The 24,144-nt window shown below is 52.9% G+C and carries 28 protein-coding genes, 1 pseudogene and 1 riboswitch; of the genes and pseudogenes, 12 read left to right on the forward strand and 17 right to left on the reverse strand.

Annotated elements, in window-relative coordinates; genetic code table 11:
• Window positions 1–42 precede the first annotated feature (42 nt).
• From FDW88_RS12445 to cspG, 4 genes are all read right to left on the reverse strand, one after another.
• The gene (locus tag FDW88_RS12445) at window positions 43–1,341 is read right to left on the reverse strand and encodes an AppA family phytase/histidine-type acid phosphatase (RefSeq protein WP_137362653.1); all 1,299 of its coding nucleotides are present in this window, start codon (window positions 1,339–1,341) and stop codon (window positions 43–45) included.
• Between the two features lie 285 nt (window positions 1,342–1,626).
• Complete coding sequence (locus tag FDW88_RS12450) at window positions 1,627–1,800, reverse strand: GnsA/GnsB family addiction module toxin (protein WP_096756542.1); 174 nt, start codon at window positions 1,798–1,800, stop codon at window positions 1,627–1,629.
• 294 nt (window positions 1,801–2,094) lie between these two features.
• Complete coding sequence (locus FDW88_RS12455; protein WP_096759373.1) at window positions 2,095–2,283, reverse strand: cold-shock protein; 189 nt, start codon at window positions 2,281–2,283, stop codon at window positions 2,095–2,097.
• Between the two features lie 10 nt (window positions 2,284–2,293).
• The gene (gene cspG, locus FDW88_RS12460) at window positions 2,294–2,506 is read right to left on the reverse strand and encodes a cold shock protein CspG (RefSeq protein WP_046479624.1); all 213 of its coding nucleotides are present in this window, start codon (window positions 2,504–2,506) and stop codon (window positions 2,294–2,296) included.
• A gap of 92 nt (window positions 2,507–2,598) precedes the next feature.
• Between cspG and FDW88_RS22470 the strand changes: the two genes are divergently transcribed.
• From FDW88_RS22470 to yegS, 8 genes are all read left to right on the forward strand, one after another.
• A complete protein-coding gene (locus tag FDW88_RS22470) occupies window positions 2,599–2,739 on the forward strand; it encodes a hypothetical protein (RefSeq protein WP_170974168.1) in 141 nt (46 codons plus the stop codon).
• Window positions 2,740–3,048: 309 nt separating this feature from the next.
• The gene (locus FDW88_RS12465) at window positions 3,049–3,564 is read left to right on the forward strand and encodes a lipoprotein (RefSeq protein WP_137362654.1); all 516 of its coding nucleotides are present in this window, start codon (window positions 3,049–3,051) and stop codon (window positions 3,562–3,564) included.
• Window positions 3,565–3,790: 226 nt separating this feature from the next.
• Window positions 3,791–4,519 (forward strand): arginine ABC transporter ATP-binding protein ArtP, encoded by a 729-nt coding sequence (gene artP / locus FDW88_RS12470; protein WP_096756540.1) that lies wholly within the window; start codon window positions 3,791–3,793, stop codon window positions 4,517–4,519.
• A gap of 16 nt (window positions 4,520–4,535) precedes the next feature.
• Window positions 4,536–5,267 carry an arginine ABC transporter substrate-binding protein ArtI gene (gene artI, locus FDW88_RS12475; protein WP_096756539.1) on the forward strand — a complete coding sequence of 244 codons (732 nt, stop codon included), beginning with the start codon at window positions 4,536–4,538 and terminating at the stop codon, window positions 5,265–5,267.
• Window positions 5,268–5,273: 6 nt separating this feature from the next.
• Window positions 5,274–5,990, forward strand: coding sequence for an arginine ABC transporter permease ArtQ (gene artQ / locus FDW88_RS12480; protein WP_137362655.1), 717 nt, complete (start codon window positions 5,274–5,276; stop codon window positions 5,988–5,990).
• Window positions 5,990–6,658, forward strand: a complete 669-nt coding sequence (gene artM, locus FDW88_RS12485) for an arginine ABC transporter permease ArtM (protein WP_096756537.1) — start codon at window positions 5,990–5,992, stop codon at window positions 6,656–6,658. Before artQ ends, artM begins: the two co-directional genes overlap by 1 nt.
• 179 nt (window positions 6,659–6,837) lie before the next feature.
• Window positions 6,838–7,569, forward strand: a complete 732-nt coding sequence (artJ, locus tag FDW88_RS12490) for an arginine ABC transporter substrate-binding protein ArtJ (RefSeq protein WP_135911755.1) — start codon at window positions 6,838–6,840, stop codon at window positions 7,567–7,569.
• Window positions 7,570–7,699: 130 nt separating this feature from the next.
• Entirely contained in the window at window positions 7,700–8,599 is a 900-nt protein-coding gene (gene yegS / locus FDW88_RS12495; RefSeq protein ID WP_137362656.1) for a lipid kinase YegS, read from the forward strand.
• Here the strand turns inward: yegS and FDW88_RS12500 are convergent.
• From FDW88_RS12500 to fbaB, 7 genes are all read right to left on the reverse strand, one after another.
• Window positions 8,596–9,369, reverse strand: coding sequence for an ABC transporter ATP-binding protein (locus tag FDW88_RS12500; protein ID WP_137362657.1), 774 nt, complete (start codon window positions 9,367–9,369; stop codon window positions 8,596–8,598). The genes yegS and FDW88_RS12500 overlap by 4 nt on opposite strands.
• Complete coding sequence (locus FDW88_RS12505; protein WP_115258062.1) at window positions 9,366–10,238, reverse strand: ABC transporter ATP-binding protein; 873 nt, start codon at window positions 10,236–10,238, stop codon at window positions 9,366–9,368. The genes FDW88_RS12500 and FDW88_RS12505 overlap by 4 nt, the downstream gene beginning before the upstream one ends.
• Window positions 10,210–11,115, reverse strand: a complete 906-nt coding sequence (locus tag FDW88_RS12510) for an ABC transporter permease (protein WP_096756532.1) — start codon at window positions 11,113–11,115, stop codon at window positions 10,210–10,212. Before FDW88_RS12510 ends, FDW88_RS12505 begins: the two co-directional genes overlap by 29 nt.
• The gene (locus FDW88_RS12515) at window positions 11,112–12,149 is read right to left on the reverse strand and encodes an ABC transporter permease (protein WP_137362658.1); all 1,038 of its coding nucleotides are present in this window, start codon (window positions 12,147–12,149) and stop codon (window positions 11,112–11,114) included. The genes FDW88_RS12510 and FDW88_RS12515 overlap by 4 nt, the downstream gene beginning before the upstream one ends.
• Window positions 12,146–13,762 carry an ABC transporter substrate-binding protein gene (locus tag FDW88_RS12520; protein WP_137362659.1) on the reverse strand — a complete coding sequence of 539 codons (1,617 nt, stop codon included), beginning with the start codon at window positions 13,760–13,762 and terminating at the stop codon, window positions 12,146–12,148. Before FDW88_RS12520 ends, FDW88_RS12515 begins: the two co-directional genes overlap by 4 nt.
• Window positions 13,763–13,835: 73 nt before the next feature.
• Window positions 13,836–14,990, reverse strand: coding sequence for a mandelate racemase family protein (locus tag FDW88_RS12525; protein WP_115258060.1), 1,155 nt, complete (start codon window positions 14,988–14,990; stop codon window positions 13,836–13,838).
• A gap of 259 nt (window positions 14,991–15,249) precedes the next feature.
• The gene (gene fbaB, locus FDW88_RS12530; RefSeq protein WP_005129139.1) at window positions 15,250–16,302 is read right to left on the reverse strand and encodes a class I fructose-bisphosphate aldolase; all 1,053 of its coding nucleotides are present in this window, start codon (window positions 16,300–16,302) and stop codon (window positions 15,250–15,252) included.
• Between the two features lie 253 nt (window positions 16,303–16,555).
• On the opposite strand from fbaB, the gene FDW88_RS12535 reads away from it, so the two are divergent.
• From FDW88_RS12535 to FDW88_RS12545, 3 genes are read left to right on the forward strand one after another with little or no spacing between them, the layout of a single operon-like run.
• Window positions 16,556–17,833, forward strand: coding sequence for a nucleoside permease (locus FDW88_RS12535; protein ID WP_117343241.1), 1,278 nt, complete (start codon window positions 16,556–16,558; stop codon window positions 17,831–17,833).
• The gene (locus tag FDW88_RS12540) at window positions 17,830–18,834 is read left to right on the forward strand and encodes an ADP-ribosylglycohydrolase family protein (RefSeq protein WP_137362660.1); all 1,005 of its coding nucleotides are present in this window, start codon (window positions 17,830–17,832) and stop codon (window positions 18,832–18,834) included. Before FDW88_RS12535 ends, FDW88_RS12540 begins: the two co-directional genes overlap by 4 nt.
• The gene (locus tag FDW88_RS12545; RefSeq protein ID WP_137362661.1) at window positions 18,831–19,796 is read left to right on the forward strand and encodes a PfkB family carbohydrate kinase; all 966 of its coding nucleotides are present in this window, start codon (window positions 18,831–18,833) and stop codon (window positions 19,794–19,796) included. Before FDW88_RS12540 ends, FDW88_RS12545 begins: the two co-directional genes overlap by 4 nt.
• Here FDW88_RS12545 and FDW88_RS12550 read toward each other — a convergent pair.
• Genes FDW88_RS12550 through thiM form a run of 3 tightly spaced genes read right to left on the reverse strand, consistent with a single transcriptional unit; the run spans window position 19,770 to window position 22,154 of the window.
• Window positions 19,770–20,516 (reverse strand): GntR family transcriptional regulator, encoded by a 747-nt coding sequence (locus FDW88_RS12550; protein WP_096756525.1) that lies wholly within the window; start codon window positions 20,514–20,516, stop codon window positions 19,770–19,772. The genes FDW88_RS12545 and FDW88_RS12550 overlap by 27 nt on opposite strands.
• A 52-nt stretch (window positions 20,517–20,568) precedes the next feature.
• Window positions 20,569–21,369: a bifunctional hydroxymethylpyrimidine kinase/phosphomethylpyrimidine kinase gene (thiD, locus tag FDW88_RS12555; RefSeq protein WP_115258056.1), complete on the reverse strand. Its 801-nt coding sequence runs from the start codon at window positions 21,367–21,369 to the stop codon at window positions 20,569–20,571.
• A gap of 8 nt (window positions 21,370–21,377) precedes the next feature.
• The gene (gene thiM, locus FDW88_RS12560) at window positions 21,378–22,154 is read right to left on the reverse strand and encodes a hydroxyethylthiazole kinase (protein ID WP_137362662.1); all 777 of its coding nucleotides are present in this window, start codon (window positions 22,152–22,154) and stop codon (window positions 21,378–21,380) included.
• Between the two features lie 32 nt (window positions 22,155–22,186).
• Window positions 22,187–22,284: riboswitch (TPP riboswitch) on the reverse strand.
• Window positions 22,285–22,649: 365 nt separating this feature from the next.
• Between thiM and FDW88_RS12565 the strand changes: the two genes are divergently transcribed.
• Entirely contained in the window at window positions 22,650–22,901 is a 252-nt protein-coding gene (locus tag FDW88_RS12565; RefSeq protein ID WP_137362663.1) for a hypothetical protein, read from the forward strand.
• A gap of 24 nt (window positions 22,902–22,925) precedes the next feature.
• Here FDW88_RS12565 and FDW88_RS12570 read toward each other — a convergent pair whose 3' ends face one another.
• The 3 genes and pseudogenes from FDW88_RS12570 to FDW88_RS22565 form a co-directional block, all read right to left on the reverse strand.
• Entirely contained in the window at window positions 22,926–23,384 is a 459-nt protein-coding gene (locus FDW88_RS12570) for a hypothetical protein (RefSeq protein WP_063162046.1), read from the reverse strand.
• Window positions 23,385–23,448: 64 nt separating this feature from the next.
• Window positions 23,449–23,742, reverse strand: coding sequence for a hypothetical protein (locus FDW88_RS12575; protein ID WP_234834304.1), 294 nt, complete (start codon window positions 23,740–23,742; stop codon window positions 23,449–23,451).
• A gap of 127 nt (window positions 23,743–23,869) precedes the next feature.
• Window positions 23,870–24,144: pseudogene (locus tag FDW88_RS22565) on the reverse strand (helix-turn-helix domain-containing protein); the annotation flags it as partial.

Below are 24,144 nucleotides of genomic sequence, written 5' to 3' on the forward strand. Positions count from 1 at the left end.
TTGTTTAATTTTCAACATGACCGAAATGATGCAGTAAAAATATTATTTCTCAGCACATTCGGACACGCGAACGGAATCAATCAGTGCAGAAAAATTTTTTAATGAGCACATTCCCTGCGTATTTTTCTCATCGCAGGCCGCTAAGGGCAGCACAATTTTTCCGGGAGGCGATTGCAACGACAAAGGTTGCATATCACGCATTTCCTGCAATGTCTGATACATAAAAGAAACCTGCACCCAATCAGAATGATCGCTAACCCGTTTCCACCTTTCGAAAACAAACTCTCCACCCGGCGGCGTATTATCTGGCTGACCGGGCAGAGACACGTTAAGGCCTAATGCCCCGCTGATATTGGCAAGATTGGTGTCATGCCCCGCAATAAACAACAAAGAGACGGGCAACTGAATTGCGTATTTATTTTCTGTTGCCCCCTGTGTTACGAGCGCTGTACGTATCAAATCAAGTAACGGTGTGGCCCTGCTACGGGCAACCTCCGGGGTTTTCTGCAGAAGGTCAAACTGCGCATTGTGCAGACTTAATAATGTACGCCATTCTTTATCGCCATGAATACGCCCCCAGGCCACCTGCGACATCCCTTGTGCTTGTTGCAGCAGGAAGATTTCCGTCAGGGTTGAAGCCAGTCCCCATGAGCCTGACAACGATACATTTTCAGGAGAGACCTTGAGTTCAGCAGGTAAGACGTCGGTTAGCGTACACTGTGCAGACTGCCCGACTGCTTGACACTTTTCTGACTGGGAGAAATTTAACACCCGCTCCAGGGCTTGAAATGCGGGTTGGTAGTGGCGCGTGTACTCATCAAGACTTCCGCCAGCCCGGGTCAGGATGGCCTCTTTCACCTGCGATGTGTTCAGCGAACACTGCCCCGCCTTGATGGGATTAAAAAGGGGATCAGATTTTGACTTATCTTGTTGATAATGAACCTGTACTTTACATTTCGGGGCCAGTCCTGCCAGGAATGCTTCACCCGTTTTACGGGTACGTTGATCGCTATCGGCAATGACCGCGACCTGCCCTGCCGTTGGACACGTTTTATTATCCAGCAGACCTTTGTCCGCCAGGCGTAAACGTTGATACCGTCCTAATTCAGTAATGAGTGCCCCGCCGCGAGGAGTCAACCACCCCAGAGGAACGTCCCATTGCGGCCAGCGGTCGGGAGTGACTTGCTGCATAAGCGGCGTGAACTTTGTCGGTGCCCTGACGCCATGACGACTGACGATGACAACACGCTCAAGCTGCATTCCGCTCTGTTCATCGGCGCGTAATGAAACAGGGGCCAATATAATCGTTAAGAACAATAAACGAATGATCAGTGTACTCATTACCAGCACCACCTCGTCGTTAATGAATAATCAGAAGCCCGCACACGACAGGACGAACGTCTTATCTTGTCGACAGCCAAATCATCCTACGCCTGTGATAATAAATATCCACCAGGATGAAATACTGGGTTATCGCGTACGGCTGAAATTCACACATTTTTGCCACCGCCTCGTTCACACACGGAAGAGATCACACTTATAATTTCATTTTGAAATTATAAAAATAAAAAGCACCGCCTCAGCTGGACGGCGATGCTTTAACGCATACTGGATGGTATTTGAAAATTAGATCAACTTAATTTTAATGTCATAACTTTCAAGCCCGGTCATTTTCTCACGAGCGATAAACTGAATATCGGAAACTTCTTTCCCGGTCTTTTTCTTCAGCTCAACAATTTTCTTTGTGATGAACTCAGATATATCCGCTTCAGTTTTATTTTTTAATTTCTCGACGTCCATTATGCACCTCTTCTGGTCTGTAACGGCATCAACGCGCCAGTAGATAGTATTATCTGTATAACCATGGATATCTATAAACTATACGATAAAAAGATTCAATAACCCAGGCGCAACTGGTCATTACACACCCAGAAATTGTTTACATATTAAACGATAAGAGAGGGGCTGAAGGCAGGTTCGCAGTAAACGATGTTCTGGCATCACGACAAAAACGTCAAGATGACGATCTCACGATAAACAGGTAGGGTCATCTGTTAAGTCATTAAAAAAGGCCCCTTGAAGGGGCCTAAAAAATTATTTTCTGAAATCCAGCGGAGTCTGGCCAGAACGAATGTACATTGCAACATTATCAAATGTAATCATTTTAGATTTGCAAAAAATACATTTCGCGCCAAACGGATTTCCGTCAGTCACATCGAAGCTTGATGTTCTGTACTGTGAACCGTGGCAACATGGGCAACGGAAGTGAATATGATTAGTAATAATAGTTACCTTAGAGCGCCACAACATTAACAGCGGATGGGCCTTTAGGTCCCTGCTCCACGCTAAACTCGACTTCCTGATTTTCATTCAGCGTTTTAAAGTCGTTACTTTGGATAGCAGAAAAATGCACAAACACATCTTTGCTACCATCTTTCGGAGTGATGAATCCAAAACCTTTCTCAGGATTAAACCACTTAACTAAACCCGTCATTTTATTAGACATATATTTTATTCCTTAATTTGAGCCTTTCGGCATATTTGGTTTTATTACAGAATCGACTTAGTGCTTAGCGGAGTGACTCAAAGAAGGGATAAATGGATAAACCTGAAAATGAGAACTGCGGAAGTAAACTACTTTGTAAATCGTCTGTTCTTCAAACCGACGCAACCATTAACGCATGGGCACAGGAATTAATCAACCCTTATTTTAGCCATCCGGATACCCTGATAGCCTAAGGACTGCTCCGTCATTGTGCACTTATACATACCGTCGCAGTCCGGCTTCCACATTTTGTTGCCTCGTAAATAAGCATGCAGATACGTGGATGGTCTATACACTATAGGGAGCATCCTTGGCGACAACATCATGCCGCAGTTTGATATACTGAACCGAGGTAAGCAGTCAATAGCCACAGATGTACCAGTCGGTGAAATTTGCGAAGTTATGCAAGTAAAAACAAAGTGTTAATCGATTACACAGTCATTGAAAGGATAGAATTTTTCATCGTAGAATACTATTAGTAGAAAGCTAATAAGGAAATCATTATGCGCTACTCGAAACTCTCTCTGTTGGTCCCCTGTGCACTTCTTCTCAGCGCCTGTACCACCGTAACTCCGGCTTATAAAGACAACGGCCCGCGTAGCGGCGCTTGCGTGGAAGGTGGGCCAGACAGCGTGGCACAACAGTTCTATGATTACCGCATTCAGCATCGTAGCAACGACATCACCGCCCTGCGTCCGTACTTAAGTGACAACCTGGCGAAATTGCTGACCGATGCCAGCCGCGATAGCTCGCACCGCGAGCTGCTGACCAGCGATCCCTTCTCCAGCCGCACCACCTTACCGGACAGCGCCAGTGTCGCCAGCGCCTCGACCATTCCGAATAGTGATGCACGTAACATTCCGCTGCGCGTAGAGCTTAAGCAGGGTAATCAAACCTGGCGTGATGAAGTACTGATGATCCGTGAAGGCCAGTGCTGGGTCGTGGATGATGTTCGCTATCTGGGCGGTAGTGTACATGCGCCAGCCGGGACGCTGCGCCAGTCTGTCGAAAACCGTTAATCCCGCCATTCATTCGTTCAAATCATAAACCCCATAAATTGTCTGGCATTCTGCATAGAATGCCGACAATTATTCTTGCCCACTGGTGACCCCGCTATTTTGTGCTATGTTTAGAGAAGAATGCGGTTTGCATTTAACTTTTAACGCATAAATATTGCATAACTATTCTGTCAAAGGTAGTATCTGCGGCTTCAATAGCTATCAGACTGCCAGTATACGAGTGTCAATGAGTATTCAATTAAACGGCATTAACTGCTTCTACGGCGCACATCAGGCGCTGTTCGATATCACGCTGGATTGCCCTCAGGGCGAAACACTGGTGTTACTTGGCCCAAGTGGAGCCGGGAAAAGCTCGCTACTGCGCGTACTCAACCTGCTTGAGATGCCGCGTTCGGGCACGCTCTCTATTGCCGGTAACCGTTTCGACTTCACGAAAACACCTTCTGATAAAGCCATTCGCGAACTGCGTCAGAACGTGGGCATGGTCTTTCAGCAATACAATCTTTGGCCGCATCTTACTGTGCAGCAGAACCTGATCGAAGCGCCCTGCCGCGTGCTGGGTCTGAGCAAGGACCAGGCGCTGGCGCGTGCCGAGAAGCTGCTGGAACGTCTGCGACTGAAGCCCTATAGCGATCGTTACCCACTGCATCTTTCCGGCGGCCAGCAACAGCGTGTGGCCATTGCCCGCGCGTTAATGATGGAGCCACAGGTGCTGCTGTTTGATGAACCGACCGCAGCGCTTGACCCGGAAATTACCGCACAAATCGTCAGCATCATTCGTGAGCTGGCAGAAACCAATATTACTCAGGTGATCGTCACCCACGAAGTGGAAGTCGCCCGTAAAACGGCCAGTCGTGTGGTGTATATGGAAAACGGTCATATCGTCGAGTTTGGGAATGCGAGCTGCTTTGCCAACCCGCAAACCGAAGCGTTTAAAAACTATCTCTCTCACTAAGATTCGGGACAATACAATGAAAAAAGTTCTGATTGCCGCGCTAATCGCAGGTTTTAGCCTTTCCGCTACCGCAGCCCAAACCATTCGCTTCGCTACCGAAGCGTCTTATCCTCCGTTTGAATCCATTGATGCTAATAACAACATCGTGGGTTTTGACGTTGACCTGGCAAATGCGCTGTGTAAAGAGATCGACGCCACCTGTACGTTCACTAACCAGGCTTTCGACAGCCTGATCCCAAGCCTGAAATTCCGCCGTTTTGACGCGGTAATGGCCGGAATGGACATCACGCCGGAGCGTGAAAAGCAGGTGTTGTTCACCACGCCTTACTATGACAACTCCGCGTTGTTTGTTGGTCAACAGGGTAAATACACCAGCATTGACCAGCTGAAAGGCAAGAAAGTGGGCGTACAAAACGGCACCACGCACCAGAAATTCATCATGGATAAACATCCGGAAGTCACCACCGTTCCGTATGACAGCTACCAGAATGCCAAACTCGACCTGCAGAACGGGCGTATTGATGGCGTCTTTGGTGATACTGCTGTCGTGACCGAATGGCTGAAGGACAATCCGAAACTGGCCGCCGTTGGCGATAAAGTTACCGATAAAGATTACTTCGGTACCGGTCTGGGCATCGCCATGCGCCAGGGCAATACCGAGCTGCAGCAGAAATTCAATGCTGCGCTGGAAAAAGTGAAGAAAGATGGGACGTACGAAACCATCTATAACAAATGGTTCCAGAAGTAATATTAGATGAATGAATTTTTTCCTTTAGCAAGCGCCGCCGGGATGACCGTCGGCCTTGCCGTTTGTGCGCTGATCATTGGCCTGGCTCTCGCAATGTTGTTTGCCGTCTGGGAGTCTGCTAAATGGCGTCCAGTGGCATGGACGGGTTCAGCCCTGGTGACGCTCCTGCGCGGACTGCCGGAAATTCTGGTGGTTCTGTTTATCTATTTCGGTTCCTCCCAGTTGCTGCTGATGCTGGCCGATGGGTTTACGATAAATCTTGGCATCGTGCAGATCCCGGTGCAGATGGAGATCGAAAACTTCGACGTCAGTCCGTTCCTGTGCGGCGTCATTGCGCTGTCATTGCTGTATGCGGCCTATGCGTCGCAAACGCTGCGTGGCGCACTGAAAGCCGTCCCGCTCGGGCAATGGGAGTCTGGTCAGGCGCTGGGGCTGTCCAAAACCGCGATCTTCTTTCGTCTGGTGATGCCGCAAATGTGGCGTCATGCCCTGCCGGGACTGGGTAACCAGTGGCTGGTTTTGCTGAAAGATACCGCGCTGGTAAGCCTGATCAGCGTCAACGATCTGATGCTGCAAACCAAAAGCATTGCCACGCGTACTCAGGAGCCGTTTACCTGGTACATCGTGGCGGCGGCCATTTATCTGGTGATAACGCTGTTGAGTCAGTACATTCTCAAACGCATTGACCTGCGCGCGACACGTTTTGAGCGGAGACCGGGCTGATGCTTGAGTATTTACCAGAACTGATGAAAGGGCTGCATACCAGCCTGACGTTGACGGTTGCCTCCATCGTGGTTGCGCTGGTCATGGCGCTGATTTTCACCGTCATCCTGACGCTGAAAACTCCGGTGCTGGTGTGGCTGGTACGCGCCTACATTACGCTGTTTACCGGTACGCCGCTGTTGGTGCAAATCTTCCTGATCTACTACGGTCCGGGGCAGTTTCCCGCGCTGCAGGAGTATCCGGTCCTCTGGCATCTGCTGTCAGAACCCTGGCTGTGCGCCTTGATTGCGCTGTCGTTAAACAGTGCCGCGTATACCACGCAGCTGTTCTACGGCGCTATTCGCGCAATCCCGGAAGGTCAGTGGCAATCCTGTGGTGCATTGGGGATGAGCAAGAAAGATACGCTGGCCATCTTGCTGCCGTACGCCTTTAAACGCGCCCTCTCCTCGTACTCCAACGAAGTGGTGCTGGTGTTCAAAAGTACCTCCCTGGCCTACACCATCACGCTGATGGAAGTCATGGGTTACAGCCAGCTGTTGTATGGTCGTACCTATGACGTCATGGTCTTCGGCGCGGCGGGCGTGATTTATCTGATTGTTAACGGCCTGCTGACGTTGATGATGCGCTTAATCGAGCGTAAAGCACTGGCGTTTGAACACCGCAATTAAGTCAATAACTGCATAAAGCTGAATAGTAAAGGCGGACATGTCTCTGGACTGTCCGCTTTTTTTTATTCCACATAAAATATTTAATCATTTTTATTGCATACAAATTCATTAAATGGCATTGTAAATCAACGCCGCAGACACGGTGAATCATCATAAGATTGACAGACGGGAGTTCCACCATGAAAAAGTTAGTCCTGGCCGCATTACTTGCTACCTTCGCCACCGGCGCCTCTGCTACTGATAAAATCAATTTCGGTGTCTCAGCAACCTACCCGCCATTCGAATCGTTGGATGCCAGCAATAAAATTGTTGGTTTTGACATCGACCTGGCTTCAGCATTGTGCAAACAAATGCAGGCTGACTGTACTTTTACTAATCATGCGTTCGACAGCCTGATCCCCGCGCTAAAATTCAAAAAATACGATGCGGTGATTTCCGGTATGGACATCACGCCAGAACGTAGTAAGCAGGTCTCCTTTACTCAGCCCTACTATGCCAACTCAGCGCTGGTCATTGCGAAAAAAGACACCTATAAAACCTTTGCTGATTTGAAAGGCAAACGTATCGGCATGGAAAACGGCACCACGCACCAGAAATACCTGCAGGATAAACATCCTGAAGTGAAAACCGTGGCGTACGACAGTTACCAGAATGCGATCATTGACCTGAAAAACGGGCGTATTGATGGCGTATTTGGCGACACTGCCGTAGTTAACGAGTGGCTGAAAACCAATCCGCAGTTAGGCGTAGCAACGGACAAAGTAACTGACCCGCAATACTTCGGCACCGGCCTTGGCATTGCCGTTCGCCCGGATAACACCGCGCTGCTGGAAAAACTGAACACCGCGCTGGCCGCCATTAAAGCTGACGGTACCTATCAAAAAATCAGCGATCAGTGGTTCCCGCAGTAATCCCTGCCTTACCTGAAAAAGCCGCAAATCGCGGCTTTTTACGTTTAACGTCCGCGCTTTCGGTCAGTTCTTACGCCATAAACCCATTCCTGGCATACACTTGTTAAAACGATAAAAGTGAGGCAACAGGATGATAGCATTCCCAGCCAGCTTACTGATCCTGAATGGAAAAAGTGCTGATAATCCCCCGCTGCGCGAGGCGATTGCCCTGCTACGCGATGAGGGCGTTGAGATCCATGTGCGCGTCACCTGGGAAAAAGGCGACGCCCGGCGTTACGTTGATGAGGCCCGCCAGTTGGGCGTTGCCACCGTCATTGCGGGCGGCGGTGATGGCACCATCAACGAAGTCTCCACCGCGCTCATCCATTGCCAGGGGGAGGATATACCCGCACTGGGGATTTTGCCGCTGGGAACCGCAAATGACTTCGCCACCAGCGTGGGTATTCCTGATGTTCTGGATAAAGCCTTGAAGCTGACCATCGCCGGCAATGCGGTTGAAATAGATATGGTGCAGGTCAATGATAAGACCTGTTTTATCAATATGGCGACGGGCGGATTCGGCACGCGAGTCACGACAGAAACACCAGAAAAACTCAAAGCCGCGCTGGGCGGCGTGTCGTACTTTATTCATGGGCTCATGCGCATGGACACGCTGAAGCCCGACAGCTGCGAAATTCGCGGGGAAAACTTTCACTGGCAGGGAGACGCGCTGGTGATCGGCATCGGCAATGGTCGTCAGGCTGGCGGCGGGCAGCAACTTTGCCCCACGGCACTGATCAACGACGGTCTGCTGCAACTGCGCATTTTTACCGGTGATGAGCTTCTTCCGGCGCTACTTTCGGCACTTACCCAATCCGACGACAACCCCAATATTATTGATGGCGCGTCATCCTGGTTTGATATCCGTGCCCCGCATGAAATCACGTTTAATCTCGATGGCGAACCGCTAAGCGGGCAGGAATTTCACATCGAAATCCTCCCCGCCGCGCTGCGCTGCCGGTTACCGCCTGGTTGTCCCTTGTTACGCTAGTACGCCGCCACTTCCCGCGCCAGATCGCGGGAATAGCGCTGGCTGCCGCTTATTAACATCCGGGTATACTCGGTTTGCGCCTCACCGTTGACCAGCGCATCCACGGTGAGCGTTTCAAGAATTTTTCCGTATTGCATCACCGCCACTTTCTGACACAAATGCGCAATAACCCCCAGATCGTGGGTGACCAGCAGATAGGTCAGGCTGGACTCCTTTTGCAATTCAGCCAGCAGGTTAAGAATTTCGGCCTGTACCGATACGTCCAACGCAGAGGTCGGCTCGTCCAGGAACAGCACCTGCGGTTCGAGGATTAGCGCCCGCGCAATCGCCACACGCTGGCGCTGCCCGCCAGAAAGCTGATGCGGATACCGATCGCGAAATGCCCGGTTCAGACCGACCTTATCCAGCAGCCCGTTAACCCGCCGATCCCGGTCAGCAATGCCGTGGATCAACAGCGGCTCTTCGAGGATATCGCTGATGGTATGCCGGGGATGCAGTGAACCATATGGGTCCTGGAATACCATCTGTACCAGGCGGCAGCGTTCGCGGCGAATACGGTGCCCCAGGGCTTGTCCGTCGATCGCCAGTTCACCCTGCCAATGGGTAAACAATCCAGCCAGGCACTTCAGTACGGTTGTCTTTCCCGAACCGGACTCCCCAACCAGACCGTAGACCTCTCCGGGCTGAACCCCAAACGTCACGTCATACAGCACCTGATTGCGTTTTTCTCCCTCACCAAATGCCAGGTTCAGATTTTTAACGTCGATCATATCCCCTCCTCACTCAGCCAACTGGCCTGACGTTGCAGCACCGGCAGCACCGCCCGGCGGTTGTGGATTTCTGGCAATGCGCTAATCAGCCCTTGAGTATAGGGATGCTGCGCATGGTGGAGATCGCCTGCAGCGATGGATTCCACCACCCGCCCGGCATACATCACCAGGACGCGATCGCAGAAGCTGCGCACAAGGTTGATGTCATGACTGATAAAAATAAGCCCCAACCCGCGCGACTCCACCAGCGAGTCAAGCAGCCCCAGCACCTGCAGACGCACCGACACGTCCAGCGCCGAGGTGGGTTCGTCGGCAATCACCAGTTCAGGATCGGTGATTAACATCATCGCGATCATGACACGTTGCCCCTGGCCACCAGAAATCTCGTGCGGATAGAGCTGATACACTCGCTGCGGCTGACGAATACGCACCACCTCCAGCATCTCCAGCGCCCTGGCTTTGGCCTCAGCCTTGCGCCCCGGATGATGGGTAAGCCAAGCTTCGGCAATCTGATCGCCAACGCTCACCACCGGATTAAGGGAGTATTTCGGGTCCTGCATAATCATCGAGATACGCTTACCGCGAATTTGCCGCATCTGCGCCTCGCTGGCATGGGCTAAATCCACATCGCTAAACTGCATTTTGTCTGCCGTAACCCGTGCTTTTTTCGGATGCAGGTGCAGCAGCGCTCGCCCGACGGTGGATTTACCGGAGCCTGACTCACCCACAATCGCCAGTTTTTCACGTCCGAGTTGAAAGGAGACGCCGCGCACCGCCTGGGTGACCGCGCCGCCGTTGATAAAATCGACGTGCAGGTTACGCACATCAAGCAGAGGCGAATCATTCGCTGCGAGGATCGAGGATGTCACGTAAGCCATCTCCTAAGAAGTTGAACGCCAGGCTGTTGATCAAAATCGCCAGCCCCGGAATAGTCACTACCCACCAGCATTCCATCATGTAGGTGCGCCCGCTGGAGATCATCGCCCCCCATTCCGGATCTGGTGGCTGAGCCCCTAACCCCAGAAACCCAAGGCCCGCAGCGGTCAGAATGATCCCCGCCATATTCATGGTGATACGAATAATCACCGACGGCAGGCACAGCGGTACGATGTGACGCCACAGCACACGTCCTGCCGATGCCCCCTGCAGGCGAACGGCAGAGATAAAATCAGCCTGACGCAACGAGAGCGTTTCCGCACGAGCCAGACGCGCAATCGGCGGCCAGGCGGTCAGCGTAATGGCAATTACTACGTGCTCCAGCCCCGGACCGAGTGCCGCGACAAAGGCCAGTGCCAGTACCAGGCTTGGAAAAGAAATGAAAATGTCGGTGACGCGCATCAGTACCATGTCGACCTTGCCACCGAAGTAACCCGCCGTGACGCCAAGCAGCAGACCGAGCGGCCCTACGGTGACCGACACCAGCAGCACGATATACAGCGTAATGCGCGAGCCATACACCAGGCGGCTAAAGATATCGCGGCCAAACTCATCGGTCCCGAACCAGTGCTGCGCGTTCGGCGCCACCAGCGCACTGTTTAAATCCTGCACCAGCGGGTTGTACGGTGCGATAAGCGGGGCAAAAATGGCCACCAGCAGTAACAGCGCAATAATTCCGCCGCCAATGGCGGTCAGCGGGTTACGCGCCATCTTGCCCATGAACCCGCGCGCTCGCAGCAGCGCCTGCTTCGCCCGCAGACGTTGTTCGCTATTGCCGCTATCCCGCGGCGTATCCAGAGAAACCGTCATGATTTTGTCCTCGGATCAAAGAATTGATACAGCATGTCGGAGAGCAGATTGAGCATGACGAAAATCACCCCAACCAGCAGCACGCAGCCCATCACCGCATTCATGTCACCCAGCAGCAGGCTGCCGGTTAAATAGGAGCCAAAGCCGGGCCAGGAAAAGACGGTTTCAATCAGCACCGCGCCTTCCAATAGCGAACCGTAAGCCAGCGCAACCACCGTGAGCAGTTGCACCAGAATATTGCGAAAGGCATGGTTCCAGATGACCTGACGCTCGGTCAGCCCTTTGACGCGCGCGGTGATAATGAACTCCTGTGAAAGCTGCGCCAGCATAAAGCTACGGGTCATACGGCTGATGTAAGCCAGCGAGTGAAAACCCAATAGCGCAGCAGGCAAAACCAGATGATTAATGGCATTCCAGAACACGGTAGCATTGCCGGCCAACAGCGCGTCGACGGTCATTAATCCAGTCTGGCGTGGCACCAGCCCGTCCAGTCCGAGATCCAGACGCCCCGCGCCGCCCACCCAGCTTAGCCAGGCGTAGAACACCAGCAACCCCATCATCCCCACCCAGAAAATCGGTGTGGAATAACCTGCCAGGCTAATGATGCGCACCACGTAATCCGACAGGCTATTGCGTCGTGCCGCCGCCAACACCCCCAGCGGGATCCCCAGACCCGCCCCTACCACAATGGCCATCGTCGCCAGCTCAATGGTGGCCGGGAAAACGCGTACAATGTCATCCATCACCGGCTTACCGGTCAGCAGCGCATTACCCAGATCGCCGTGCAGCAGATTGGTGAAGTAAATACCAAACTGCGCCGCCAGCGATTTATCAAAGCCTAACTGGTGATACACTTGCTGATAGGTGCTCTGATCCGCATCAGGTCCCACGATCGCCAGTACCGGGTCGATCGGCATGACGCGACCGATAAAAAAGGTCAGCAGCAGCAATCCAAACAACGTAATTGCCACCTGTATCAGACGGGTCGAGACACGCCGGGCGCGTGAGCCAGGTGCAAGTATGGCAACGCTCATTGTTCACCTCCGGTTTTATACACATCACGCAAAAACGTGGTGGCCGACGGATGCGGCTGATAATTCTGCACCTCACGGCGCACAACGACCGAATCCACCATTTGCGACAGCGGAATTAGCGCAGGAACGAGCTGGTCGTAGCGGGTCTGGATCGCCTGATACGCGCGAGTCTGCGTTTGCAGGTCACGCTCCAGCAGGGCGCTGTCGATCATGTCATTAAGCGGTTTATCGTAGAAACCTGTGCGCCAGCCCTGAAAGTTGGTAAGCCGGGCTTCATTGCTGTTATCCGGGTTATAGACCAGCGCCCGCAGGCTGGAGTGCGGATGCGGTTCCATGCCGCTGCCGCCGCGCCCGACCAGCATGTCAAATTTACGCTCGCGCATTGCGCCGTAGATCTGATTACCGGTTCCGGTGATAATTTTGGCGTTAATACCCGCCTGCATCAGCGTGGACTGCACGGCAATCGCGATATTCTGGAAAGGCTGGTCAGCCAGCACCCGCAGCGTGGTGTCGAAACCGTCCGGGTATCCCGCCTCCGCCAGCAGCTTTTTAGCGCGCGGAATGTCGAGGCGATAGCCGGGGTCAGGCAGCGTGGAGGGCATTCCTGCCTTGATAGGTCGCTGATGCAATACGCCGTATCCCGGCATCAGCGCTTTATTGATCCCCTGATAATCAATCAGGTAACGCACGGCTTCACGGACTTTCGGATTGGCGAAGTGCGCCTCCTTCATGCTCATTGCCACGTAATACATCGTGCCTCGCTGGACGGCATCCACGCTCAGGTCAGGATCGCTACGCAGGGCATTGATGTCTGAAACCGCCATATTACTGGCAATATCCAGATCGCCCTTGGCAATCATCAGACGCAGGGTCTGGGATTCCTGAAAATGACGCAACACCACGCGGCTCATTTTCGCCTCGCCGCGCCAGTAGTTCGGGTTATGCGTCATGCGCAGGACATCTTTCGCCTGCCAGGTATCAAGGGTAAACGGGCCAGACCCGGCTTCATTGGTGGTCAGCCAGTGGTTACCCCAGTCGTTATTCAGCACATGTTGCTGCACGGTTTTGCTGTCCAGCACGCCGAGATTCCCCAGCGCCCCCAGTGAATAGATAATCAACTGCGGATCGTTGGCTTTGGGCAGCGTGATTTTCACTGTAAACCTGTCCGGGGCGCTGACCTGTTGGTCGATATTTTTTTTGCTAAAGCCGTAGGATTTCCACACCGACGACTGCGCCAGATTCAGGTGCAGGATCCGACGCATCGACCACACCACATCGTCAGCAGTCAGCGGATTACCGGAGTGAAAGGTCACGTCATCGCGCAGATGAAAAGTCAGGGTGGTGCCATCCGGACTGACATCCCAGGATGTCGCCAGCGCGGGTTTCACATGGGTCAACTGGGCAGGATCCAACTCCACCAGCGAGTCATATAAATTCACCACAATGCCCACCACTTCGTTGCCGGTCATGGCGGCAGGATCGAGGGTCAGCAGGTTATTCATGTTCATACCAATGATGAGCTGATCGGGCGGCGTTTTGGCGTACGCCGCACTGCTCCCCATCGACACGGCGAGTGCGAGTAAACACGCGCCCAGTAAGGAAGTTTTTTTCATCTATTGTTTGCCTGTACTGTAGGGTACATGTTGCCGGATGACGCTTGGCTTATCCGGCATTTATTGTTTTCAGTCAGTCGTGGCTGACGGTGTTGGCTTCGATATAGGCAAAATTGATGTCTTCCCCCAAACCGGGGCGCTGTGGCAGATGCACAAAACCGTCGGCGTCCATCGGGTCAACAATGCTGTTCAGGTAGGCTGCCGGTTCGTCGTAGTCGAGGAACGGATGCAGCAGGCCGCGCTCGTACCAGCGACAGTTTCGAATCGCGCCAATCACCGCGAGGCTCGCCGCACCGTTGCCGTGTACTTCGCAGTCCATGCCAAACGACTCGGCCAGGTTGGCCACTTTCAGGGTGGGCGAGATCCCCCCCACACCGTTGGCACCAGCACGTAAAATGTCGCATGCGCCCGCCTTCACCCAGTCCGCGCGGCTGTGGTGTTTTCCACCGAGGCTTTCCGGGCCAATGATCGGAATGGAGAGATTTTCGGCAAGCCAGGCGTAAGACGCCATGCTCTCTTCTTCCATCGGCTCTTCAAACCAGGCAAAGTTGAGTTTTTCTAGTTCCTTGCCGATGTACAGCGCTTCTGTACGGCTGTACCAGTGATAGCCGTCGATCATCAGATCAATATCCGGTCCGACCGCCTCGCGCACGGCGGCGCAGGCTTTCACATCCATCTTCGGATTTGGCGCGAAGGAGACCGGCGGCATCCAGGTATGCAGTTTGATCGCCTTATATCCACGAGCGACCAGTTTTTCGGCAAAGCAGGCATATTCTTCCGGCGTCGACAGTCCGCCGGGCAGATCGTCACCACACATGGTGCTGCCGTAGGCCGGGACCTTATCGCGAAAACCACCCAGCAGCTTGTAGACCGGCATGTTGAGCTTGCGGCCTATCAAATCCCACAGCGCCTGCTCAACAAAAGACAGCGCGCGTTCGGTCAGTTGATGCGCGCTTCCCCGCTGCCAGTGCACCAGATCCTGCCAGATGCGCTCCCGATTAAACGGGTCCTGACCGACCATCACTTTGCGAAAAAAGGTATTCACCACAAACGGGCGCACCACTTCCGGCGGTGCAAACGAATACCCCTGGGTTCCGTCATCGGCGGTAATGGTCAGCATGGCCATTTTGGCGAGGCTTTCCGGCCCCGGATGGGAATGTCCGGCGGTATCAGAAACCCGGCGGGTGGGATACTGGAAGACGGAGACATTGATAGCTTCAATTTTCATTATTGGGTCCTTAGCGCAACTTTGAAATGCTGTTTCACATCTAAATGTATGTGCAAAAAAGCAACTTTGCCTCGGACATTCCGCGCTAAGGCATGACTATTTTCTGTGCAAGTGCACAGGGAGAGGTGATGCTTTTCACAAAAGGCAGGAGAAACGTGAGGTAGATCGGACTAATATTGCGATTATACTGAAATGATATTTTGAATTTAATTTTTCAAGAAACGCGGGTTGCCGTGACATGACCACAACCCGCGATAATTTACGCAATGGTTACTTTGTTATCCAGATAAACGTCCTGCACGGCGTTAATCAACTTAACGCCATCTGCCATGGTTTTCTTGAACGCTTTACGTCCGAGGATCAGACCCATACCACCGGCACGCTTGTTAATTACCGCCGTGCGCACCGCATCGCTGAGATCGGTTTCGCCCCCTGCCGCACCGCCGGAGTTAATCAGCCCGGCGCGGCCCATATAGCAGTTCGCCAGTTGATAACGCACCAGGTCAATCGGGTTGTCGCTGGTCAGCTTGCTGTAGACGCGATCGTCGGTATAGCCAAAGTTAACGGCCTTATACCCGCCGTTATTTTCCGCCATTTTCTGCTTAACAATATCCGCTCCGATGGTGGCCGCCAGGTGGTTTGCCTGCCCGGTCAGGTCGGCGGAAACGTGATAATCCACCCCGTCTTTCTTAAATGCGGAGTTGCGCAGATAGGCCCACAGCACCGTCACCATCCCCAGTTCATGCGCACGTTCAAACGCTGCAGAAATCTCTTCAATCTGACGACGCGATTCCTCGGAGCCAAAATAGATCGTAGCCCCGACCGCCACCGCGCCCATATTGAATGCCTGCTCCACACTGGCATACAGCGTCTGGTCAAAGGTATTCGGGTAGCTAAGCGTTTCGTTGTGGTTAATTTTTACGAGAAACGGAATACGGTGTGCATAGCGACGAGATACGGAAGCCAGCACGCCGTAGGTCGATGCCACGCAGTTACAGCCCGCTTCGATAGCCAGCTCCACAATATTCTTCGGATCAAAGTACAACGGGTTGGCGGCAAACGAGGCCCCGGCGGAATGCTCCACGCCCTGGTCGACCGGCAGAATCGACAGGTATCCCGTGCCAGCGAGTCGGCCCGTGTTGTACAGCGTCTGCATATTACGCAGCACGGCAGGCGGACGATTATTGTCTACCATCACGCGGTCGACGTAATCATGCCCTGGCAGGTAAAGTTGGTCAGAAGGAATGGTCATACAACGATGCTGTAAAAGGTTGTCGGCATCTTTGCCAAGCAACTGCGCAATATCAGTCATAGCTATGCTCCCGTAAGTTCCGGTTGGATACCGGAATGTGAATTGTCCTGACCCGCCTTGTTGCGGGCAGCCATAAGCCTGGTACCGACTGCGCTTTTTTTCCATCTTTAGCGCACTTTTCAGTCATTTCCGCTGGCTCGATTCAGGCATTAAAAAACGTTAAGGCGGTCAAAATTAAAACACAAAGGTATTTTAAAGGTATTATCTACTGGTACTATGAAAACGTACCTTACCTGTCATGAAGGATGTAAAGATGAAAACTACAGCAAAGCTGTCGTTCATGATGTTCGTGGAGTGGTTTATCTGGGGCGCCTGGTTTGTACCGCTTTGGCTGTGGCTGAGTAAAAGCGGATTCAGCGCCGGAGAAATTGGCTGGTCCTACGCCTGTACCGCCATTGCCGCAATCCTGTCACCGATTTTTGTCGGTTCGCTCACTGACCGCTTTTTCTCCGCGCAAAAAGTCCTGGCGGTGTTAATGTTCGTCGGCGCCATTCTGATGTACTTCGCCGCGCAGCAGACCACCTTCGGCGGCTTCTTCCCGCTATTGTTGGCGTATTCACTGACCTATATGCCCACCATTGCGCTGACCAACAGTATTGCCTTTGCCAACGTCCCGGACGTCGAGCGTGACTTCCCACGCATCCGTGTGATGGGCACCATTGGCTGGATTGCCTCCGGTTTAGCCTGCGGGTTCTTACCGCAAATGCTGGGCTACAGCGATATTTCCCCCACCAATATCCCGTTGCTGATCACCGCCGGGAGCTCCGCGCTGCTGGGTGTCTTCGCCTTCTTCTTACCGGATACGCCGCCAAAAAGTACCGGCAAGATGGATATCAAAGTCATGCTGGGGCTGGATGCACTGATCCTGCTGCGTGATAAGAACTTCCTTGTCTTTTTCTTCTGTTCGTTCCTGTTTGCGATGCCGCTGGCGTTTTACTACATCTTCGCCAATGGTTACCTGACCGAAGTCGGAATGAAAAATGCCACCGGCTGGATGACGCTGGGTCAGTTCTCGGAAATCTTCTTTATGCTGGCGCTGCCGTTCTTTACTAAGCGCTTTGGCATTAAAAAGGTATTATTGCTTGGTCTTATTACTGCAGCGATCCGCTATGGCTTTTTCGTCTACGGCGGCGCGGAAGAATATTTCACCTACGCACTGCTGTTTCTCGGCATTCTGCTGCACGGCGTCAGTTACGATTTCTACTATGTTACGGCCTATATCTACGTGGATAAAAAAGCGCCTGTGCATATGCGTACCGCCGCACAGGGGTTGATCACCCTCTGCTGTCAGGGATTCGGTAGTCTGCTGGGCTATCGCCTGGGCGGGGTGATGATGGAAAAAATGTTTGCGTATAAAGAACCGGTTAACGGTCTCACCTTTAACTGGGCGGGCATGTGGGGATTTGGCGCAGTCATGATTGCCGTCATTGCCGTACTGTTTATGATTTTCTTTCGCGAGTCTGACAAAGAAATCACCGCAATTAACGTGAACGACCGCGATCTGGCATTGAAAAAAGGGGAAGTAAAATGAAAGCAGAGCGTATTCTCGGTGCTCTTTATGGGCAAGCGTTAGGGGATGCGATGGGCATGCCGTCAGAGCTATGGCCCAGAACCCGCGTGAAAGCACACTTTGGCTGGATCGACCGCTTTTTGCCCGGCCCCGCGGAAAATAACGCCGCCTGCTATTTTAACCAGGCGGAGTTCACTGATGACACAGCCATGGCGCTGTGCCTGGCAGATGCTCTGCTGGAATGCGACGGGAAAATTGTCCCCGACGTCATTGGCCGAAATATCCTGGCCTGGGCGGAAGATTTCGATGCCTTCAATAAAAACGTGCTGGGCCCCACCTCGAAGATTGCCCTTAAGGCCATCCGCGACGGAAAACCCGTTACTGAGCTGGAAAACAACGGTGTCACCAACGGTGCGGCCATGCGCGTTTCACCGTTAGGCTGCCTGCTACCCGCACACGATCTTGATGCCTTCATTGATGATGTGGCGCTGGCGTCCAGCCCGACGCATAAATCGGATCTGGCGGTGGCCGGGGCCGTGGTAGTCGCGTGGGCAGTGTCGCGCGCGATCGACGGCGAACAATGGTGCGATATTGTCGATGCGCTTCCCGCCATTGCCCACCACGCCCAGCAAAAACGGATCACCACCTTTAGCGCATCGCTCGCGGCGCGCCTCGAACTGGCACTGAAAATCGTCCGCGATGCTAACGGTATCGAGTCTGCCAGTGAGCAGCTGTATCAGGTGGTGGGAGCTGGCACCAGCACCATTGAATCCGTGCCCTGCGCTATCGCCATGGTGGAACTGGCACACACCGACCCTAAGCGCTGCGCTATTTTGTGCGCGAATCTTGGCGGTGATACCGACACCATCGGTGCCATGGCCACGGCAATTTGTGGCGCACTGCACGGCGTCGGCGCGATTGACCCTGTGTTGAAACAGGAACTGGATGCGGTCAATCAGTTGGACTTTACCCGCTACGCCAGCGGATTAATGCGCCTGCGTGAGCAACGGGAGGCGCGATGAGCACCACGCGTTTGCAGGCACTTATCCCGCAATTGCACACCCAGCGCCCGGTGACGGTAGTCGGTGCAGCGGTGATCGATGTGATTGCCGATGCGTATGCCCTGCCCTGGCGCGGTTGTGACATCGAGCTTAAACAACAAGGCGTTAATGTTGGCGGCTGTGCGCTGAACATCGCCGTCGCGCTTAAGCGTTTAGGTATCGACGCCAGCAATGCCTTGCCGCTAGGTCAAGGAGTGTGGGCAGATATCATCCGCAACCGGATGGCAAAAGAGGGTTTACACAGTCTGATTGACCATGCCGAAGGTGATAATGGCTGGTGTCTGGCGCTAGTTGAGCCAGACGGTGAACGCACCTTTATGTCCTTCAGCGGCGTCGAAAATCAGTGGAACGCCGACTGGCTTGCGCAGTTGACGATCCCGCGCCACAGCCTGGTGTATCTTTCCGGCTATCAGCTGGCTTCGCCGTGCGGCGAGCTGCTGGTGCAGTGGCTGGAGAGTCTGGATGAGGTGACCCCATTTATCGATTTTGGGCCACGCATCGGCGACATCTCCGATGCCTTAATGGCGCGAATACTGGCCTGTCACCCGCTGGTGTCACTGAATCGGCAGGAAGCAGACATTGCCGCAGAACGGTTCAGGTTAAGCGTGGATGTCGAGGGTTTTGGCGCTGAGTGGGTGAAGCGCTTTGCCACGCCGGTGGTAGTTCGCCACGATAAAGACGGCGCATGGTATTTCAGTGAAACGACATCCGGCTGCGTGCCTGCATTTCCAACGACCGTGGTTGACACCATTGGCGCTGGCGACAGTCACGCAGGCGGCATGCTGGCCGGGCTGGCATCTGGTTGGTCGCTGGCCGATGCCGTGTTGCTTGGCAACGCGGTGGGATCGTGGGTGGTCGGGCATCGCGGCGGCGATTGCGCCCCCTCGCGCGACGCGTTACTCCTCGCACACAAAGACGTATAGGTCGCTGCGGCAGTAACTGATGCTGTATTCAATGGGCCGGTGCTGCTGGTCAAGCGCGACCTGCTTGATCACCAGCACCGGCACTTTGCTGTCCATCTGAATGTGCGACTGGAACTCCGCATCCGGCATGCGGGCGCTGACGCGGGAGCGCGTACGCTGCGGGAAAATATGCTGGCTGCGAAAATAGTCGTACAGCGAGACGCCGATGGCATCCACATCATGAATAAGATGCGCAGGGACCCAGGACTCTTCAATGGATACGGCGTCTTCATCCACATAGCGAATACGCTTAAGCAGAAAAACGTCACTGCCGGCGGTAATCGCCAGCTGCTGCGCCACCTCTTCCGGACACGGCACCACGCGTTTATTGACCCACAGCGTATCTGGTTTTTTTCCGCGTAACACCACCTGCTGAGAAAAGCCGCGCGCTTCTTTTAGCGAATACTCAAAGATATTGTTGATCTGCGTTCCGTAACCACGGGCGCGGGTCACTACCCCTTCTTCCTCCAGCGCCTGCATCGCTTTACGCACCGTAATGCGCGAAACGCCGGTCAGCTGGCTGAGATCGCGCTCACCGGGCAGAATATTGCCATGCTCGAGGATGCCGCTGCGGACAGCGTTCTTCACCGTTTGGGCGAATTTAAGATACAGCGGCGTGTTATCCGCCGCCGAAATGCGTTCATTCAGTTGCGCGATAAGCTGGGTATGCGCTTGTTCCATTTATCTTTTTCCTGACCGCTGAATCTTCAGCCAGTATACGCATTTATCCCTGTTACCACCACGCGTGGAAATGGTGTACCGGACCTATCCCCTCGCCCACTTCCAGGGAATCTGCCTGGGCCAGTGCCGCCGAGAGCCATATTTTGGCCTCCTGCACCGTATCGGCCCAGTTTGCATGACGCGGGCGTAGCGCAGCCAGCGCTGCCGACAGCGTACAACCGGTGCCATGGGTGTTTTTGGTCTTCACTCTTGGCGCGGTAAAGCGCTGCTCGCCCTCGCGGGTAAACAGCCAGTCAGGGCTTTGCGCGTCATCCAGATGACCGCCCTTCATCAGCACCGCCTCGCAGCCCAATGCCCGCAGAGCACGCCCCTGCGCCAGCATTTCCTGCTCCGTTTGGGCATGGGTTGTTTCGAGCAATGCGGCGGCCTCCGGCAGATTCGGGGTAATGATCGACACCTGCGGCAGCAGGCGAGTACGCAGCGTTTCTACCGCAGAGGAGGACAGCAGCGGATCGCCGCTTTTCGCCAACATCACTGTATCAAGCACCACATTTCGTACCTGAAAGCGGCGTAAACGCTCGGCGACCGCTTCCACAATATCCGTTTCTGCCAGCATACCGATTTTGGTGGTATCTATGCGTACATCGCTGAACACGGAGTCCAGCTGCGCGGCAACAAAATCAGGTTCGATCCGATAAACCGACTGCACACCGCGCGTATTTTGCGCCACCAGAGCCGTGATGACCGAGCAGCCATAGGCCCCGAGCGCAGAGAATGTTTTTAAATCCGCCTGAATACCTGCACCACCGCTGGGATCGGTTCCGGCAATTGTTAATGCGTTAATCCGTTTCATGCCAGCTCCTACGCGTTCAGGTTATATAAAGCATCAAGGAATGCAGGAATAAAGCTTCCTGGCCCTGTCGAGTGCTCAGTGGCGAATTCACCAGCCTGTTTCATCCAGCTACAGGCAGACGCGACGTTACTCAGCCGATCCCCCTGCAGCGCACAGCTGGCAGCCACCACCGCCGACAGCGCACATCCGGTGCCAACGACACGCGTCATCAATGGATCGCCACCGCGAATACTCACGGTACGCTGGCCATCGGTAACGTAATCCACCTCCCCGGTTACCACTACGATGGAGGCGACCCGGCATGCCAGCGCCTGTGCCGCCGGCAGCGCAGCGGCTGCTGTGTCGGTGGTATCTACACCGCGCCCACCTCCGCACATTCCCGCTAGCGCGAGTATTTCAGAGGCGTTACCGCGAATGGCAGCAGGCTGGAGCGAGAGCAAATCCAGGCAAAAACGACGGCGAAACTCCAGTGCCCCAACGGCAACGGGATCGAGCGTCCAGGGCGTATTCGCCCGCTGCGCCTGTTCGACCGCCGCACGCATAGCAATGGCGCGGCTCCCGGTCAGCGTACCGACATTAATCAGCACTGCATGGGCAACAGCCGCAAACTGGCTGGCTTCTTCGGGTTCAATCACCATCGCAGGTGACGCGCCCAATGCCAGAAGCGTATTGGCGGTAAAATTCTGCACGACCTCATTGGTCATACAATGCGTGAGCGGAGAAAGGGTTCTAAATTGCTGTAAGGCGTGGGCCGCGAGTGCGCGGCTGTGCAGGTCAGGCTGCATGGTTCAGCTCCTGCCCGCGTGAAAGAAGGGACACGAGCAGTGTCAGACTTCCCTACGCTGGCATTATCCAGATCAGGTGGTACGGGTATTTCTCAGCCTTCAACGAAGAAGGGCACCCCGAGTCATGTAGATTGAATCTCTATACTTTTTGCCAGCTTAGGGGAAGTGGCTTGCTGTTGCAAGCTCGCCCTTCCGGTTATCGCTTCTTCGCGCTGTACCCCACCTTGTACCTCAGTTTGTACCCCACTAAATTCACAACCATTGATCAAATACCGACCAACAAAACCAGTGTTATCACCTATGAGTCACGGAAAAGAAGTCACTTGCGCAGCATAAAATACCGCACAATTTACCAACTGTGAATTTAACCAGTAAACTGCGTTTTCATTGTTGCAAAGCGAAGCGGTGAGAATTACCATTAACACTACATGTTGTGTTTATTCATAAATAAGATACAACATGTGCAAAAATTCACTTCCTGAATAGGTGTTGAGAATGGTTAATAATTCAAAGCAAACATCAAGCAAAGTCGCATCAGTAGCAGCACAAACCTTGAACAACCCTAACGCATCTGGAATCCAAAAGAGCCTTGCTGGTTCAGCACTGTCTCAAAAGGGTTCTTCGAACCAAACAAGCGGTGCAATGGAACACAAAGCATCTGCTGCCCTCAACAACCCTCGCTCAAGTGAATTGACCAAAGAACTTGCCGCCTCTGTTCTGGCTCAGTCCAACAAAGGGCGTAAATGATAAAAAGGGGCGCAAGCCCCTTTTTTAACCTTCTTGTTTGTCGAGGAGATGTATTGCTTTCCAACATAAAAACATTGTGGCAATACTTGCCCCCTCGCCAATACTTTTTCCACATGCCACAGCAAATGCTTTATTCTGGATTTCTTCCCAATCAAATTTGAAAGCATTCAATTCTTCAAGAGTAACCTTGTAATCATGCTTATGCGCATAGTTATTTCTAACTTTGTTAATCGCTTTGAATGCAGAATAGTATTTATTATTGAGCAAGCCCATAGCAAAGGCCAAATCTACTTTTAAATCATAAGAACGGGTAGACCTGAAAAATGCCTTAGGCTCAACAAGGTTTCTTGAAATTAATGTTTCAAGAACTTTCTCAATAAATAGATGCCCCTTTAAGATGGGAGATAATTCCTCTTCTTCAAATACGAGGCGATCCATAACATGCTGATCAAGTTCATCAGAGGATAAATCATCAAAGTTCAAGATCGATTCCTTTAATTGAAATTTGGCTTAAGTATTTTATCATAACCTTGATTCAGTATCATACTCATCCACCTGTAGAGGATTGACCGCTTAAAGCTGACAGCGTGAGCGATTGCATAAAGCTGGCTTGTGAAGCTCTCGCCTGGAAATCAATGTAATCGCTTAATCTTGAGCTATCGCTTGCAATGGTGAGCGGTACGGATGCCTCAAGATTTAGATTGAATGTAGGGTTCACCGTGTACACTGGCGCATTGCCGCTGCTAAGTGACATTGCAGAACCGCGAAGAGAATCACCATTTAGGCTGTATTGATTTGCCGCTGTTCCAGCATTACCACTACCAACGCCCAACCAATCCATGATAGCAGGCCCCACTGAGCGAGTATCAAAGCCTGTCTTTATAAAGACGTTGGCAAACAGTGTTACATTCGATTTGATGATGTGTGGCTTCGTTCAATAGGTATAGTTTGTTCATTATTCCCCTTGGTTAAAATGGTATCCCGAATCGTCCATAGAAGTGTGGATAACGATTTTCAAATCTCATCTCTAACTTATCTTCGAATCTGGAAGGTAGTTTCTTATGGTTACTTTGCATTACACGACGAGCATAATTTATAAATGTATCTCCCCTGTTTTGCTGTCGTAAACTGTCAGGCTTTGACAGCAGTTCGCACACTGAATCAATAATCACATCATCATCCGGCTTTTCCTCTGCGGTCTTCACTGGTTCAGAGGCTGGCGTAGGTGCTGGAGCACTTTCAT

This window comes from Citrobacter sp. wls829 (assembly GCF_005280825.1).
Classification (GTDB): domain Bacteria; phylum Pseudomonadota; class Gammaproteobacteria; order Enterobacterales; family Enterobacteriaceae; genus Citrobacter; species Citrobacter gillenii.

Bases quoted from the DNA above. Each gene is read 5' to 3' on its own strand.
- fbaB (WP_005129139.1), bottom strand. From the start codon at position 16,302: ATGACTGATATTGCGCAGTTGCTTGGCAAAGATGCCGACAACCTTTTA.
- FDW88_RS12515 (WP_137362658.1), bottom strand. From the start codon at position 12,149: ATGAGCGTTGCCATACTTGCACCTGGCTCACGCGCCCGGCGTGTCTCG.
- yegS (WP_137362656.1), top strand. From the start codon at position 7,700: ATGATAGCATTCCCAGCCAGCTTACTGATCCTGAATGGAAAAAGTGCT.
- FDW88_RS12525 (WP_115258060.1), bottom strand. From the start codon at position 14,990: ATGAAAATTGAAGCTATCAATGTCTCCGTCTTCCAGTATCCCACCCGC.
- FDW88_RS12520 (WP_137362659.1), bottom strand. From the start codon at position 13,762: ATGAAAAAAACTTCCTTACTGGGCGCGTGTTTACTCGCACTCGCCGTG.
- FDW88_RS12510 (WP_096756532.1), bottom strand. From the start codon at position 11,115: ATGACGGTTTCTCTGGATACGCCGCGGGATAGCGGCAATAGCGAACAA.
- artQ (WP_137362655.1), top strand. From the start codon at position 5,274: ATGAATGAATTTTTTCCTTTAGCAAGCGCCGCCGGGATGACCGTCGGC.
- artP (WP_096756540.1), top strand. From the start codon at position 3,791: ATGAGTATTCAATTAAACGGCATTAACTGCTTCTACGGCGCACATCAG.
- FDW88_RS12550 (WP_096756525.1), bottom strand. From the start codon at position 20,516: ATGGAACAAGCGCATACCCAGCTTATCGCGCAACTGAATGAACGCATT.
- thiM (WP_137362662.1), bottom strand. From the start codon at position 22,154: ATGCAGCCTGACCTGCACAGCCGCGCACTCGCGGCCCACGCCTTACAG.
- thiD (WP_115258056.1), bottom strand. From the start codon at position 21,369: ATGAAACGGATTAACGCATTAACAATTGCCGGAACCGATCCCAGCGGT.
- FDW88_RS12500 (WP_137362657.1), bottom strand. From the start codon at position 9,369: ATGATCGACGTTAAAAATCTGAACCTGGCATTTGGTGAGGGAGAAAAA.
- artM (WP_096756537.1), top strand. From the start codon at position 5,990: ATGCTTGAGTATTTACCAGAACTGATGAAAGGGCTGCATACCAGCCTG.
- FDW88_RS12445 (WP_137362653.1), bottom strand. From the start codon at position 1,341: ATGAGTACACTGATCATTCGTTTATTGTTCTTAACGATTATATTGGCC.
- FDW88_RS12575 (WP_234834304.1), bottom strand. From the start codon at position 23,742: ATGGATTGGTTGGGCGTTGGTAGTGGTAATGCTGGAACAGCGGCAAAT.
- artI (WP_096756539.1), top strand. From the start codon at position 4,536: ATGAAAAAAGTTCTGATTGCCGCGCTAATCGCAGGTTTTAGCCTTTCC.
- FDW88_RS12540 (WP_137362660.1), top strand. From the start codon at position 17,830: ATGAAAGCAGAGCGTATTCTCGGTGCTCTTTATGGGCAAGCGTTAGGG.
- FDW88_RS12545 (WP_137362661.1), top strand. From the start codon at position 18,831: ATGAGCACCACGCGTTTGCAGGCACTTATCCCGCAATTGCACACCCAG.
- artJ (WP_135911755.1), top strand. From the start codon at position 6,838: ATGAAAAAGTTAGTCCTGGCCGCATTACTTGCTACCTTCGCCACCGGC.
- FDW88_RS12465 (WP_137362654.1), top strand. From the start codon at position 3,049: ATGCGCTACTCGAAACTCTCTCTGTTGGTCCCCTGTGCACTTCTTCTC.
- cspG (WP_046479624.1), bottom strand. From the start codon at position 2,506: ATGTCTAATAAAATGACGGGTTTAGTTAAGTGGTTTAATCCTGAGAAA.
- FDW88_RS12535 (WP_117343241.1), top strand. From the start codon at position 16,556: ATGAAAACTACAGCAAAGCTGTCGTTCATGATGTTCGTGGAGTGGTTT.
- FDW88_RS22470 (WP_170974168.1), top strand. From the start codon at position 2,599: ATGGATAAACCTGAAAATGAGAACTGCGGAAGTAAACTACTTTGTAAA.
- FDW88_RS12565 (WP_137362663.1), top strand. From the start codon at position 22,650: ATGGTTAATAATTCAAAGCAAACATCAAGCAAAGTCGCATCAGTAGCA.
- FDW88_RS12450 (WP_096756542.1), bottom strand. From the start codon at position 1,800: ATGGACGTCGAGAAATTAAAAAATAAAACTGAAGCGGATATATCTGAG.